Annotated in this window: 13 protein-coding genes; 7 read left to right on the forward strand and 6 right to left on the reverse strand. The window is 68.3% G+C overall.

The window, feature by feature from the left end; all coding sequences use genetic code 11:
- Positions 1–181 precede the first annotated feature (181 nt).
- The 6 genes from ACGFIK_RS25905 to ACGFIK_RS25930 form a co-directional block, all read right to left on the reverse strand.
- On the reverse strand, positions 182–769 hold the full coding sequence (locus tag ACGFIK_RS25905; protein ID WP_327025704.1) for a GIY-YIG nuclease family protein: 588 nt from the start codon (positions 767–769) through the stop codon (positions 182–184).
- A gap of 434 nt (positions 770–1,203) precedes the next feature.
- The gene (locus ACGFIK_RS25910; protein WP_327025705.1) at positions 1,204–1,887 is read right to left on the reverse strand and encodes a response regulator transcription factor; all 684 of its coding nucleotides are present in this window, start codon (positions 1,885–1,887) and stop codon (positions 1,204–1,206) included.
- Between the two features lie 21 nt (positions 1,888–1,908).
- On the reverse strand, positions 1,909–3,219 hold the full coding sequence (locus ACGFIK_RS25915) for a sensor histidine kinase (RefSeq protein ID WP_393341895.1): 1,311 nt from the start codon (positions 3,217–3,219) through the stop codon (positions 1,909–1,911).
- Positions 3,220–3,262: 43 nt separating this feature from the next.
- Complete coding sequence (locus ACGFIK_RS25920; protein WP_327025707.1) at positions 3,263–4,810, reverse strand: multicopper oxidase domain-containing protein; 1,548 nt, start codon at positions 4,808–4,810, stop codon at positions 3,263–3,265.
- Positions 4,811–4,899: 89 nt separating this feature from the next.
- Positions 4,900–5,133, reverse strand: coding sequence for a hypothetical protein (locus ACGFIK_RS25925; protein WP_327025708.1), 234 nt, complete (start codon positions 5,131–5,133; stop codon positions 4,900–4,902).
- A gap of 340 nt (positions 5,134–5,473) precedes the next feature.
- Positions 5,474–7,078 (reverse strand): DUF6194 family protein, encoded by a 1,605-nt coding sequence (locus ACGFIK_RS25930; RefSeq protein ID WP_393341797.1) that lies wholly within the window; start codon positions 7,076–7,078, stop codon positions 5,474–5,476.
- 55 nt (positions 7,079–7,133) lie between these two features.
- Between ACGFIK_RS25930 and ACGFIK_RS25935 the strand changes: the two genes are divergently transcribed.
- The 7 genes from ACGFIK_RS25935 (at position 7,134) to ACGFIK_RS25965 (ending at position 13,650) form a co-directional block, all read left to right on the forward strand.
- Positions 7,134–7,946, forward strand: a complete 813-nt coding sequence (locus ACGFIK_RS25935) for a TioE family transcriptional regulator (protein ID WP_393341799.1) — start codon at positions 7,134–7,136, stop codon at positions 7,944–7,946.
- Positions 7,943–8,761, forward strand: coding sequence for a MerR family transcriptional regulator (locus ACGFIK_RS25940; RefSeq protein WP_393341802.1), 819 nt, complete (start codon positions 7,943–7,945; stop codon positions 8,759–8,761). Before ACGFIK_RS25935 ends, ACGFIK_RS25940 begins: the two co-directional genes overlap by 4 nt.
- 105 nt (positions 8,762–8,866) lie before the next feature.
- Positions 8,867–9,232, forward strand: a complete 366-nt coding sequence (locus ACGFIK_RS25945; protein ID WP_393341804.1) for a nuclear transport factor 2 family protein — start codon at positions 8,867–8,869, stop codon at positions 9,230–9,232.
- A gap of 197 nt (positions 9,233–9,429) precedes the next feature.
- The gene (locus ACGFIK_RS25950; RefSeq protein WP_393341898.1) at positions 9,430–10,116 is read left to right on the forward strand and encodes a tryptophan 2,3-dioxygenase family protein; all 687 of its coding nucleotides are present in this window, start codon (positions 9,430–9,432) and stop codon (positions 10,114–10,116) included.
- Positions 10,117–10,202: 86 nt separating this feature from the next.
- On the forward strand, positions 10,203–11,465 hold the full coding sequence (locus ACGFIK_RS25955) for a tryptophan 2,3-dioxygenase family protein (RefSeq protein ID WP_393341806.1): 1,263 nt from the start codon (positions 10,203–10,205) through the stop codon (positions 11,463–11,465).
- Entirely contained in the window at positions 11,462–12,625 is a 1,164-nt protein-coding gene (locus tag ACGFIK_RS25960) for an aminotransferase class V-fold PLP-dependent enzyme (RefSeq protein ID WP_393341808.1), read from the forward strand. The genes ACGFIK_RS25955 and ACGFIK_RS25960 overlap by 4 nt, the downstream gene beginning before the upstream one ends.
- Positions 12,622–13,650, forward strand: coding sequence for a methyltransferase (locus ACGFIK_RS25965; RefSeq protein ID WP_393341811.1), 1,029 nt, complete (start codon positions 12,622–12,624; stop codon positions 13,648–13,650). The genes ACGFIK_RS25960 and ACGFIK_RS25965 overlap by 4 nt, the downstream gene beginning before the upstream one ends.
- The last annotated feature ends 21 nt before the right edge of the window (positions 13,651–13,671 follow it).

Here is a 13,671-nt window from a genome sequence, read left to right on the forward strand (position 1 = left end):
CGAGCGGGGGCACGGTCTGACCCTAGGACTCGACATCGGTCCAGGGGATGAAAGTGCTCACCCGCCCGCGGCTACCAGGCACCGAGTCTGCCAACAGCTGACCCGGTAGCTCCCATTAGGGGAGAGCGCAGGCGAGTCGGCGGGGCCCCACATCGGTGACCGCAGCGTCTCGGACGACTACCTACGGCGTTTGTGTGGGCCCGGTCGGTCCACTGCTGGCGTCGTACGATTTCTTGGCGGCGATCACGGCGGCCTGGAGGTGCTCGGGGGCGACCCCGTGGACGTTGAGCGGCGGGTGCAGGCGCCGGACCAGTTCGGCCTCGATGGCCGCCGGCTCCGCATCCTGCGCCCAGGTCAAGCGCAGATGCTCGTACATCCACGCGGTCAGCCGCGCCTCATCCTCAGGGACCAGGACGACGCGATCGGTCCAGGTCGTCCGGTATCCCTCGGACACGAGAAGCCCGGCCAGGGTACGGCGCAGAGTCGAACTGCCCGAACGCCTCAGATGGTTGCGCAGGACACGGCCCCGCAGGCTGGTCGCTCGTCCGAGATACAGCAGTCGTAGCGACGGGTCGCTGTCGTTCGGCGGCCCGGGAAGGTCGGGAAGGACCGAGGGAGCAGCCCACCAGGCGTAGACACCGCTGCCACGGCTGAGTCGCTTGACGGCGACATCGAGACCGACCGGCGAACCGCAGAGCAGCCGCAGGGCCTCTTCGAGTCGGGCTGCGTAGGTCGGGGCGTCCTCGGGTGGCTTTCCGGGAATGGTCATCGAGACCATCCTAAGGACGTCTCGTACGTGCAGTACCGGGGCGTTACTTAGTCACGGCCTGAGCGACCCGAACCTGAGCCTGCTCTCGGTACGCGCCGCGCTGATCGTCAACACCCTGCTGGATCGGCAGGTGTACACCATCAGAGAGGAGCAGAGCTTCGTGCACTGGCCAGATCCACATACCCCGCAGGCGCCTCAGACTCCGGCGTCGATAGGGAACATGCCGTGAACTACGACGGGCGTAGTTTTCATCCTCGGCGCCGGAGACGGCGGATGCCGCCGGTGGCGGACTACCACCAACACGGTGACGTGGTGTGGGCGGAGTTCGCTGGCGGGGCTGTCGTGGCCGGACGGATGGTCGGTAGTGGTGCCGACGATGGGACGCTCACCGGTTGACCGACCGTGGACCGGCCGCCGGTGGCCCCGCCCGCCGGTCAGGTCGGGCGCGGCAGACCTGCACCGGGCTGCACCAACCCGCTCTCGTACGCCATGGCCACCAGTTGCGCCCGGTCGCGTACGCCGAGCTTGGTGATGATTCGGCTGACATGGGTCTTCGCGGTCAGCGGACTCATTCGCAGGGCCCGGCCGATCTCGACGTTGCTCAGGCCGGCCGCGATCATCAACATCACCTCGCGTTCCCGGGCGGTGAGGGCGGCGAGTTGCTCGGGGGCCGCCTTAACCGGTTCCGGACGGCGGCTGAATTCGGCGATGACCCTTTGGGTGACGCTGGGGCTGAGCAGCGCCTCACCGGCGGCCACCACCTTCACGGCCCGGCACAGTTCCTCGCCGCTGACGGTCTTGGTGAGGAACCCGTTGGCGCCGGCCTTGAGCGCTTCGAAAATGTACGAATCCTGCTCGAAGGTGGTCAGCACGATGATCCGAATGCTGGTGGTCGCCGGGTCGGTGGTGAGTTGCTGAGCCACCGCCAAGCCGTCCAGGTGGGGCATCCGGATATCCAGCAGTGCCACGTCCGGGCTGACCTGTCGCGCCAGCCGGATGGCCTCGGGGCCATCCGCCGCCTCGGCCACCACCGTGATGTCCTGATCGCGTTCGAGCAGGCCACGCAGGCCGGTCCGGACGAGCTGCTGGTCGTCGGCGAGAAGTACCCTGATGGTCATCCTGCTAGCCTCCCTGGTCGTTCAGTGCCGCACGGACGGGTCCGTCCGCATCGACGGGGTCTCCGGCGCTGCGGAGGTTCCGGCTTTCGACAGCGGCAGCCAGGCCCGTACCGCGAAGCCCCTCTCGGGGGCCGGGCCCACGGTCAGTCTGCCGCCCAGGCTGCTGACCCGTTCCTGCATGCCGGCAAGCCCGTACCCCGCCCCGCCGGGGCGGTCCGAATCCGACCCGTCTGCGGGATGGCTGCCTCTTCCGTCGTCGATCACGTCGAGGCCGACACCGTCCGCCTCGTAGCGCAGGCTCACCTGGAGGGTGTCGGCGTCTGCGTGTCGCAGTGCGTTGGTCACCGACTCCTGGGTGATCCGGTAGAGGGTCAAACCGACCGCTGGTGGCACTGGCCGCGGTTCGCCCTGCCGGTCGAACTCGACGGTCAGGCCACTTTCCGCCGCGCGGTCGAGCAGGTCTGGAATTTGCGATTCGTCAGGCATCGGGCGGCGATCCGGCTCCGGCTGGGTGCCGTCGGCGCGCAGTAGTCGGACCGCGGCCTGGAGTTCGCCGACCGCGTCGAGGTTGAGCTGGCGGGCGTTGTCGAGCAGTTCCCGGGCCGTGTCCGGATCATCGGTGACCAGTTCGCGGGCCAGGTTGACCTGGATCCCGACGACGGCCACGGTGTGCGCGGTGACGTCGTGCAACTCACGAGCGATACGTAGCCGCTCCTCCAGGATTCGGCGAGCCGCCTCGCGTTGCTGCTGCTCGCGCTCTGCGGCAAGCCGGGCGGTGAACTCCTGAGCGAAGCGTTCCTTGTTCCGCAGTGCCGCCCCTGCGACGAGGACGACGCCGAGAACGGCCGTCTCCTGGATCGCTCCGTCGAGAATTTCGAGCGGCGGGACGTCGGAGTTGAGTACCCAACCGGTTGAAATGATCTCCAGAGAGGTGCCCACGGCGGCGCCGAGCAGTAGTTGGCCGTGTCGGGCGACGGTGTAGAGCGGCACGAGCAGCGACCAGATCGGCGAGATCCCGGGGAGGCCGGTCAGGTTGTAGCCCATGACGACGATCATCGACAGCACCAGGACCCGCACGGGCTGCCGGCGACGGAAGAACAACAGGCCGCCCAGGATGATGCCGAGGAGATAGGCGGCAAGGGCGGAGGACTCGTTTCGCTCGGCCGCCACCGACGTGAAAACGGTGATCGCGGTTGCGCTTCCCCCGGCGACCAGCACGTCCACGATGCTGTCGATGCGACGTCTGGTCGCCGGGACGAGAGCCGGGTCGTGCACTGGATCGACTTCCATGATGGGGCATAACCTTCGAGGCCGAATCTTCTCCGCCTGCATCACCCTACCGTGAACCTTCGCCGGTAAGCCCTCACAAGGATCTTCAGCCACCGCCATGTGTGGCGTGGTTCTCCACGGTCAGCTCCTGCGGCACCCGTGGTTCGTCCTGCTTCGACACCGTCAGGAACTGACCCATCATTCCGGCGTCCTCGTGGGCAAGAATGTGACAGTGATACATGTACGGCGCCGTGACGTCGGAGTGTGTCAGGAACCGTACCGCGAGGCGGACGATCGTATTCGGCGCGACGTAGACCGTGTCCTTTTCGCCTTGGAGATAGTCCGCCGGTGGGCGGCCATCGATGTCAATGACGTGGAATGCCGCGCCATGGACATGGAAGTTGTGTGGGATTGACTGACCATTCTTGATCTCCCACAGCTCGACCGATTCCGCTCGAACGACGCGGTCGACTCGGCCCATTTCCATGGTCCTGTCGTTGAGCAGAAAATCGCCCATCGTGATCTGGAACGGATCGGGACGGGTTACGTTCGGCGTCGGCCGGGTCGGGCTCAGGGTGTCCGGTATCTCGGCTGCGGGCTGCAGTGTGCCCGCCGCGACAATCTTGAGCAGATCCATGGTGTCGCTGCCGCCCGCCAATCGCTCGTAGGCAAAGTTCGCGCCGAGCGGAGGATCGAAGCTGCGCAGGATCACCTCTTCGCCGGGCTGGAACGTCACCACGATCTCGGCCCGCTCGCCGGGGGAGAGCAGGAGTCGGTTCAGCGACAGCGGCCTGTCTCGTAGCCCCATTTCGGTGGCGACCAGTTGAAAATCCCGGTTGTCGGTGAATCCGATGTGGTAGATCCGGGCGTTTGAGCCGTTCAGCAGCCGAAAGCGGACGCGCGTGGTGGTCGCTTCGAAGAACGGGTCGTAGGTGCCGTTGACGAGAATTTTGTCGCCGAGCAGACCGGTGATGGTGAGACCGCTGAAATTCATGTCCGACGTGTCGAGCGTCCCGTCGTCGGCGATCTTGCGGTCCTGGATGACAAGGGGGATGTCGTCGACGCCGTAGCGCTTCGGCAACGGCAGCGCGTCGGTCTCGTCGTCGTCGATCAGGAAGAATCCTGCGATGCCTCGGTAGACGTGTGCCGCCGTGGCCTCGTGCAGGTGCGGGTGATACCAGAGGGTGCTGGCCCGCTGCTCAATAGTCCAGTATGGCTGCCAGGTCTGCCCCGGCCTGATCAGTTGGTGCGGACCGCCGTCCATTCTGGCGGGCAGGTGCATTCCGTGCCAATGAATCGTCGTCGTCTCATCGAGAGTGTTTGTTACATCGACCGCCACCTGCTCGCCCCAGCGGGCCCGCAGGGTGGGACCGAGTAGTGGTCCATTGGCGCCCCAGGTGACAGCGCTCGTGCCCGGCAGCAACTCGGAGCGTCCCTCGCTCAATGTGAGCTTGAAACGCTTGCGCCCGTCACTGTCCGAGGACGGTTCCAACAGCGGCGGTACCTTCAGCCGGTTACGGAACGACAGCGTACCCGTGTTGCTGCGTCCGGAATCGACGTAGAGGTAGCCGGCAAAGCCGGCAGCCGGGGCAACGAGGAGAGCCCCTGAGGCGGCAAACCATCTCAGCGCGGTACGACGATTTACCCTTTCCAAGGTCGTTTCTCCTGGTCGGTATTCGTGCCCCTACCCGCCCGACCCCTCGGATCATCGAGGCTCAGCACCGTGTGGAAGTGGTCGTGGACTTAGCGAGACAGCCTGCGACGCAGGCTCCAGATCATCATCACGACACCGATGGCGATTACCCACCAGCCCAGTAGCACTTCGGGCATCGGTACGAAACCGGGATCATCGAGCCAGACGCTCAACGGAACGAAGAACCAGCCGAGGTTGAAAACCAGGCCCACCAGTGCCACAACGATGCCCGCCCAGAACAGCCGGTTCGACAGGAGCGACTTGGACGCACTCTTCTCGGTCATCTCAAGCTCCGATTACAGATGGATGCGACACTTCACGCTACAAAGCGCAGCCTGCACCTGCGTCCGCTGGTGGGAGTTGATTTCCGTACTCCCCAGGGTGTACATCCCTGATACCGCTCTGGGTTGAGACGTGAGGTAAACGCAAACGCGTTCTCGCGGTGCGGGGTGGACTACCGCTGCCCGGATCCCGACCGGTGGTGCATTGACCAGCCGCGCTTTCAGGCGTACCCGGCGCACGAGACGATGCCTCCCACCATGCCGACGCCGGCTGCGGTCCGGGTCGAGACAACCGTCTGGGCGGGCTGCAGGCCGGTGAACGGGAAGATCCACTCGGGCCGGGCTACATCTCATCGACAGTCACCTGTCGGTCAGCGGTCCGGCGGAGGGCGCGTTCGTGGCGGTCGACCGCTCGGGCGTACGCGATCACGAGCAGCCGGTCGATCTCGGGCAGCAGTTGCGGGCCGGGCATGACGATGCTGGCGAAGCCATACAGGGCGTAGCCGGGGTGGGGTAGGACGGTGTCCAGCCGGGCGAAGTCGAAGGTGTGCCGGTGGGTCTCGAAGTCCTTGGGTGGGAAGCCGAACAGGCGCTCGAACTCGGCCCGGCCCAGGTCCAGGTTGAGCCGGAAGACGCCGGGACGATCCAGCTGGGATGCCTCGTCGAAGCCGGGCACGTCGTGTTCGACGATGGTGGCGAAGGGTTGGCGGCGGTCCGGACCGACATGGAAGAACCGGTCCCCCCAGGCACCCTCGGGGGCCCCGCTCTCCTCGGTGGCCACGACCTGTTCCACCCCCGGCAGCGCGAGGATCCGATCGGCGAGTACGGCAGCGTCGAGACCGGTGGGGATGTGCAGCACCGCGTCGGCGTGGTCGATGGTGGCCTGATCCAGGGGGAAGTAGCGGTAGTCATGGGTTCTCCGCTCGGCCGCTGTTATCTCGGATGCCCGAACGAAGCGGGGAAGAGTGCCCTCCTGCTGGAGTCTGCCCTCGTAGGTCGAGGGGTCGGGGGCCTCGATGCCGAGGGCGGGGCTGGCGCCGAGGCTTCCGACGACCACGGCGTACCGGTCGCCCAACAGGGTGGCGACGATCGCGCCGGCACCGGCCCACGACAGGTCCGTCCCGGCCATCGTCATTCTGCTGGTGTGACGCTGAAGGTGGGTGTTGTGCGCGAAGACCAGGGTGGGTCCCCGGTGCGCCTCGACCGACCGGATGGCCAGCAGGTTCTCGGCCATCAGCGCGTCCCGGACCCCGGCCAGGCGGGCGAAGCGTTCCTCCCGTGGCAGTGCGGCGGCGGCTGCGGCGTGGTAGCGCAGCACCGCGACGGCGGACGTGGCGTGGACGAACGCCGCCGGCCAGCCCTCAGCGCGGTGGGGAGCCTGGAGGTACAGCTCGGTCAGCAGGTCATCGGCGAGCACCCGCAGCCGCTGGGCCTGGGCCGAACCCCCGATCGACCTGCCGGGCTCCCAGATCGCGGCCGGGTCGCTCCACCGCGCCTCCTCCCCGACCAGGTCGTCGATCTCCGCCGCCCGGTCCAGGTCCAGGAAGTCGCAGACCCGCACGAGGTAGTGGCGTGGGCTGGGGGCACCCGCCAGCTCCAGGGGAGCATCGAAGCCGTGGAAGGTCAGGCGTTCGGCAGCCGGCCGGCCGGCGTTGTACTCGCGCATCCGCAGCAGCAGGTCCCGGTTGGCCGGGGCGGCACCGAACCCGTGGCTGAACCCCTCGGCGAGCGCCCGGTCCAGGGTGACGGCCGCAGACCCCTGGACGAACTCGTCGGCGATCAGCCCCGCCGCCCGGTCACTCTCCACCGCGATCGACCGGTAGCCCCGTTCGACCAGGGCCAGGAAGGTGTCGTTGCGGATCTGGAGGAAGGCGGATTCCCCGTGCGTCGGCTCACCGAGCGCGAGCAGGGACGGCGGTACGGCGAACAGGTCCAGAAGGGAGGTCATTGCATCGACCGTATCGTTGAACCACCGGTTGAGACTTCTTGAGCGACGGAGCACGGTGACACCCACAAAACCCTCCACCCCAGTACGCCGACCGATCGACCTGGCGCGTCGCCACGGCCTCTCCGCCCAAGCCGTACGCAACTACGAACGCGACGGGGTCCTGCCACCGGCCGTGCGCAGCCCGACCGGCTACCGCCAGTTCACCGAGGTGCACGCCACCGCGCTGAGCGCCTACCTGGCGTTGATCGTGGGCCACGGCTACGCGGCCGGCGGCGACATCATGCGGGCGGTCATCCGTGGCGACATCGACGGGGCGATGCGCACGATCGACCACAGCCATGCGCTGCTACAACGCGACCGGGAGACCCTGGACGCGGTAGAGGCGGCCGTCGCCACCCTCACCGGGGCGCAGCCGCAGCCGCCGCGCCGCACCGCCGTACCGATCAGCGTGCTGGCCCACCGACTCGGGGTGCGCCCGGCTACCCTGCGTAAATGGGAGCGGGCCGGGGTTCTGCGGCCCGCCCGGGACCCGGCTACCGGTTACCGCACCTACTCGCCGCACGATGTCCGCGACGCCGAACTCGCGCACCTGCTGCGCCGGGGTGGGTACCGGCTGGACCACATCGCCGAGGTGCTGCGTCGGGTACGCGAAGCCGGGGGTGCCGAACCCCTCGCCGCGTCGCTGCGTCAGTGGCGGGACCAACTCACCGCGCGCGGCCGTGCCCTGCTCACCGGAGCCGCCCGGCTCGCCGAGTACCTCGACGCCAGAGGGTCATCAGTGCGGCCCGGTGGCGCGGGGGAGACCGTCGAGGCGTCGACCGGGAATGTCGACCCTCTCCCCAGGGGAGACGCGAGGATGACACCGTGACGTTGCGCAGGGGCCTGACCATCGGCGAGTTCGCCACCGTGACGCACCTCAGCGTACGGACCCTGCGGCGCTATCACGAGTCCGGGCTGCTGGTGCCGGCGACGGTGGATCCGCACACGAACTATCGGTACTACCTGCCCGACCAGATCGCGACCGCGCAGGTCATCCATCGGCTCCGAGAGCTCGACGTGCCGCTGGTCGAAGTCAGGTCGATCATCACGACCGGCGATCCGCAGCAGCGCGCCGAACTCATCGCGGGTCACCTGCGCCGGCTGGAGGCCGCACTCGACCGCACGCGCGCGGCCGTGGTGTCCCTGCGCCAGCTGCTGCGACCGGACGCCGCGACACTGGAGGTCGAGCTGCGTTCCGTGCCGGCGCGGACCGTGGTCGCCATCAGCGCGACGGTCCGGATCGAAAATTCACTCGCCTGGTTCGACACGGCCATGGACGAGCTGGATGCCGCCTTCCCGCAGGCCGAACGCGCCGGGCCGCCCGGTGGCCGGTACGCCAACGAGCTTTTCACCGACGGCGTCGGCGTCATGACCGTCTTCCGGCCGGTCCGCAGCCCGCTCGGCGGCGGCCGGATGGAGGTTGTCGAATTGCCGGCGGCCGACCTGGCCGTGACCGTCCATGCGGGCCCGCACGACGACATCGATGTCACCTACGGCCGGCTGGGGGACTGGGTCGTCTCACACGCCCTGGGCATCGACGGACCCGTCCACGAGACATACCCGGCGGGTCCCCGCGACACCGGGGACCCCCGGCGGTGGCGTACCGAGATCGGTTGGCCGGTCTTCCGACTCACCCCCGGCTGACGTCAGACCTCGTGACCGAGGCGGTACCCCGCACCGAGGTGCCGCGGCCCTGGCGACTCCCGGCGCACTTGACCTTCTCGTCGGGGGAGACCCGACCGTGGGGGTATGCACAAAACATCAGACCCCGAAGCTGCCCTCACCTGGGCCGAGTTGCCGGCCGTGATCACGGCGTACCTTTCCGCGCACGAAGCCCGGGACACCGAGACCGCGGTGCGCGCGTTCGCCGTAGACGCCGTGGTGACGGACGAGGGCCACACCTACCGGGGGCGGGAAGAAATCCGGGCCTGGCTGACCAACAGTGGCAGCCGGTACACGTACAGCACGGATTTCGTCGGCGCTCATCGGATCGGTGCAGCCCAGTTCGATGTGCTCCAGCATCTGGAGGGGAACTTCCCGGGCGGCTCGGCGGACCTGCACTACCGGTTCACCCTGGCCGGCACCTCGATCATCCGGCTAACGATCGAACCGTAGGCGATGCCGCCCTCCGCATCGATGCAAGTCGGTGGCTTGAGGCGTGCGGCCGACGGAGCGGGGGTGCACATCACGGTGAGTGGATTGATCCGAAACTCATGGCGACCGAGGGCTGGCGCATTGCTGTCCGTCGTTGGATGATGACCGCCGGCAACATCGTTGATCTCGGCGCCAGCGCCCAGACGGAGGGCTGTTCCGTGAAGCACGACCATTCGCCTGTCTTGCCAGGCCACGGCGCTACGGACTATGCACGCTACATGCGGATCGATGCGTTGCTCGATTTGCAACGATCGCCGGACGAGGTCATACATCGCGACGAACTGCTTTTCCAGGTGGTGCACCAGTCGACTGAGTTGTGGCTCAAACTGGCGGCAGCGGAGTTGGCGGAGGCGACCGCACAGGTCGCTGCGGGGCAGTTGGCGGCGGCGGAGGCGCTGCTGGTCCGGGCGACGCTCGCGGTCCGATTGATCACCGACCAGTTGGAGATGTTGCGATATCTCTCACCAGTGGATTTCCAGGCGATGCAGCCTGCTCTGGGCAACGGTTCCGGTGCAGAATCGCCTGGGTGGCGAGAGGTCCAGTCAGCCAGCCGAAAGCTCGGCCGTGCCTTCGACGAGCAGCTCGCCACGCACGGCGTCGCCGCGACGGAGATGTGCCCGACCGACCCGTCAGAACCGCTGCACCGGCTCGCCGAGGCGATGGTGGAGTGGGACGAACGGGTGTCGGTGTGGCGGGTCCGCCATTACCAGGTGGCACTGCGAATCGGCGGGCATCGGCCGGCCGGCAGCCCCGGTAGCGCGGCGAACATGCTGGCAAAGCTCGCCGGACACCGATTCTTTCCCGCACTGTGGCAGGCGCGGATGAGCCTAATCACCAACGGATAGCCCTGCTCAACCCCGGGCTCTGTGGTCGACGGCATATCCCTCGACCGTCAGCGTGGTTCGGTCTCGTCAAGTTCGAGGGGTGGCATGTGCGTGCGTTGACTTCCTGGTTGTCCGGCCCGAGTGAACCGCACAGCTTTCCCTACTCGCCGGTGCTGGCCGAATTTCACCGGCTCGGCAAACACTTTGTCGAAAAGGATTTTCTCGCCCTGCTCGACAGCGCTCGGCAGGTGGTGGCCCGCCGGGCCACCGCCGGCGGCGACGCCGCGACCCGGCAGCTGACCGACTTCCTGGACGTCGCACTCGACAAGTGGGACGGCCGTTACGACTATCGCAGTTACCTTGCCCTGCGGTTGCTCCGACTGCCGGATTCCACCGACGATCCGCCCACAGTGGAGGCCGCTGACGAGCGGCGGGTCCGGGACCGGCTCCTCGTCAGCCTGGTCGCCGACACGCTGGCGTTCGAGTTGGCCGCCGCCGCGCACACCACCGGGCTACTTCCACAGGAGCGGCCCGGACCGGTGCTGGTGACCAAACGGTGCCGGCTGGGTGTGCGAGCCGTCGCTCCTGCGCTGGCTCGTCTCGGTGTGGCCGAGGCGGTCGGAGTGGCCCCCCCGGCCACTGCCGCGACCGGCCTGCTCGCCGTCGCCCGTGCGCTGCTCTCCCCGGGGGACCCGTCGCTGCGGCTGAGCATGCTGCCGGTCCACGTGACGCACGACGAGTACCTGTTCATCCGGGTGCTCCAGGCCTACGAGTGCATCTTCGCCGGGGTCGCCGAGGAACTTCGGGCGGCAGTGACCGCCCTGGCGGGGGACACGCCGGCCGCCGCCGCCGAACGACTCGGCTACGCGGGTGACCTGCTGTGCACCGCAGCTCCCCTCTTCTCCCTGCTGGCCACCATGCAGCCGGAGTCGTTCCGCACCTTCCGGCAGTACACCGAGGGGGCCAGCGCGATCCAGTCCCGCTCCTACAAGCTGGTCGAGTCGCTGTGCCGTACCCCGGAGGTGGGCCGACTGGACTCGGTCGCCTACCAGTCGGTGCCGGAGGTGCAGGCCCGGGTACGCGACGGCCAGCCGACAGTGGACCAGACGTACCGGCGGGCGGTTGCCGACGGCCGGCTCACCGGAGCGGACGCCATCCTGGTGGCACGGCGGATGGCCGCGTTCGCCGGTGCCCTGACGCAGTGGCGTCGTACCCATCTGCGGGTCGCGGTGCGGATGCTCGGTGCGCGGTCCGGCACGGGCTACACCGAGGGTACGCCCTACCTGGCAGCGGTCAGCACCGCCCCGGTCTTCGCCGCCGTGACCACCGACGCCGCCACACCCGACCAGGACGAAAGGCGTTGCGCGTGAACCGGCCCGAGCAGAATCCCCGGTGCCTCGACGCCGCCGCACACGCCGCCCTGCGCGCGGAGTTCCCCCTGCTGGAAAACTGCGTCTACCTGAACAGCAACTCCACCGGTGCCGCGCCGAGGGGTGTCGAGCGGGTGCTGCACGACTACTGGCAGACGCTACGCACCTGGCGCGACGACGTCTGGCAGGACTGGCATGTCGGCCTCGACCGGTACGCCGACTCGGTGGCCGCCCTGCTGGGCGCGCCGCCGGGCAGTGTGCTCACCGACGCGAACCTGAGCACCTTCCTGGCCCGACTGGCCTCCTGTTTCGACTACCGCCCGCCCCGCAACCGGGTGGTCATCACGGATCTCGACTATCCGACGGTGCCGTTCATCTTCCGGGCGTACGCCCGATATGGCGCGCAGCTCGACGTGGTCGGCACCGGTGGCCCCCACCTCGACCAGGACGCGCTGGAAGCCCGGATCGACGAGCGGACGCTGCTGGTGTGCGTGCCGCACGCCAGCTTCACCTCCGGGGCCACCGTCGACCTGTCCCGGCTGGTGACCCGAGCCCACCAGGTCGGTGCGCTGGTGGTGGTGGACGCCTTCCAGACCGTCGGGGTGGTGCCGTTGGAGGTCACCGCACTCGGCGTCGACGTCGTCCTGGGCGGATCCCACAAGTGGCTCTGCGGCGCCGGCACCGCCTTCCTCTATGTCCGGCCGGACCTGGTGCCACTGCTGACTCCGGCAGCCACCGGGTGGCAGGCCGGCGACCGGGCACTGACCTTCCGACCGTCGCCCGGCTGGGCGCCCGGCATCCGTCGCTTCGCCGGCGGCACACCGTACCCGCTGACCTCCCTGATCTCCCAGGTCGGCCTGGACCTGCTGCTCGACGTCGGAGCCGACGCCATCCGGCGGCATTCGCTGGCGCTCACCCAACGGCTGCTGGATCGGGCCGAGGCCACCGGCATCACGGTGGTCAGCCCCACCGACAGCGCTGCCCGAGGCGGCGTGGTGTGCCTGGACATCCCCGACGGCGAGGCCGTCAAGCAGCGGCTGGCCGCTCGGGACGTGATCTGCAGTTGGCGCGGCTACCTGCGGGTCGGCCCGCATGTCTACAACACCCTCGACGAGATCGACCTGTTCATGGATGCGCTGGAAGAGGAGTTGCGCCGGTGACCGTCACCCTCTCGCCCCGGGCGTTGATGAGTCTGCTCGTCAACGGCCCCAAGGCCATGGACGTGCTGCACACGGCACTCGACCTGGGACTGCTCGACGCGCTGGAGGCCGGACCGGTCCGCCTCGACGCGTTGGCCACCCGGTTCGGGGTGCTTCCGCTGCGGCTGTACAAGTTCCTCGACTGCATCGAGAGCCTCGGGCTGCTGACCCGCGACGAGCCCGACGACGACATCGGCGCGACCAGCTACCGCGCCGTGCCGGGGCTGCGGGACGCGGTCAACGCGGTGGTCGGTCCGGACGCCACCGAGCGGGACAGAGATCGCTACCCGTGGCGGCAGCTGCACGGCCGGCTGGCCGAGAGCCTGCGTGGTGAGGTCAGCATCGACGACGGGTTCGCCTGGCCACCGAAGACGGCCGAGCAGACCGCCGAGTTCGAGCGCAGCATGGCCCTCGGGCTGGGACCGGCGATCGAGACGGTACGCCGGCACTCAGATCGGCTCTGGTCGGACCGGCATCGGCTGCTGGACGTCGGCGGCGGTGACGGAACCCTCGCCGCGCACATCCTCGACACCGCGCCGGACCTGCGGGCCGACGTGTACAACCTGCCGGCGGTGGCACCACTGGTGGCCGCCACCCGGGACGCCCGTGGCCACGCGGATCGACTCGGTTTCGTCGGCGGCGACTTCTTCCTCGAACCCCTACCGGGCGGTTACGACGCGCTGTCCTTCGTCCGGGTCCTGCACGACTGGCCGAACGCGGTGGCCCGCGAACTGGTGCAGCAGGCGTACGCGGCGTTGGAGCCGGGTGGGCTGCTCCTGATCTGCGAGGAGTTCCGCACCCCGGACCGACTGGCCATGCAGTTCTTCTGGAGCTACTTCCTGATCGGCGTCGACAGCAGCGTCAGCCGGCTCCGCGAGGCGGACCACTACACCAAGCTGCTCACCGAGGTCGGCTTCCAGGAGGTGGCCGTGCTGCCGGGCACCTGGGAACTCGTCACCGCGTACAAGCCGTCCGGGCGAGAGTGATTCACGCAGACGACTAAACGC

It is taken from the genome of Micromonospora sp. NPDC048871 (genome assembly GCF_043198155.1).
Lineage (GTDB): Bacteria > Actinomycetota > Actinomycetes > Mycobacteriales > Micromonosporaceae > Micromonospora.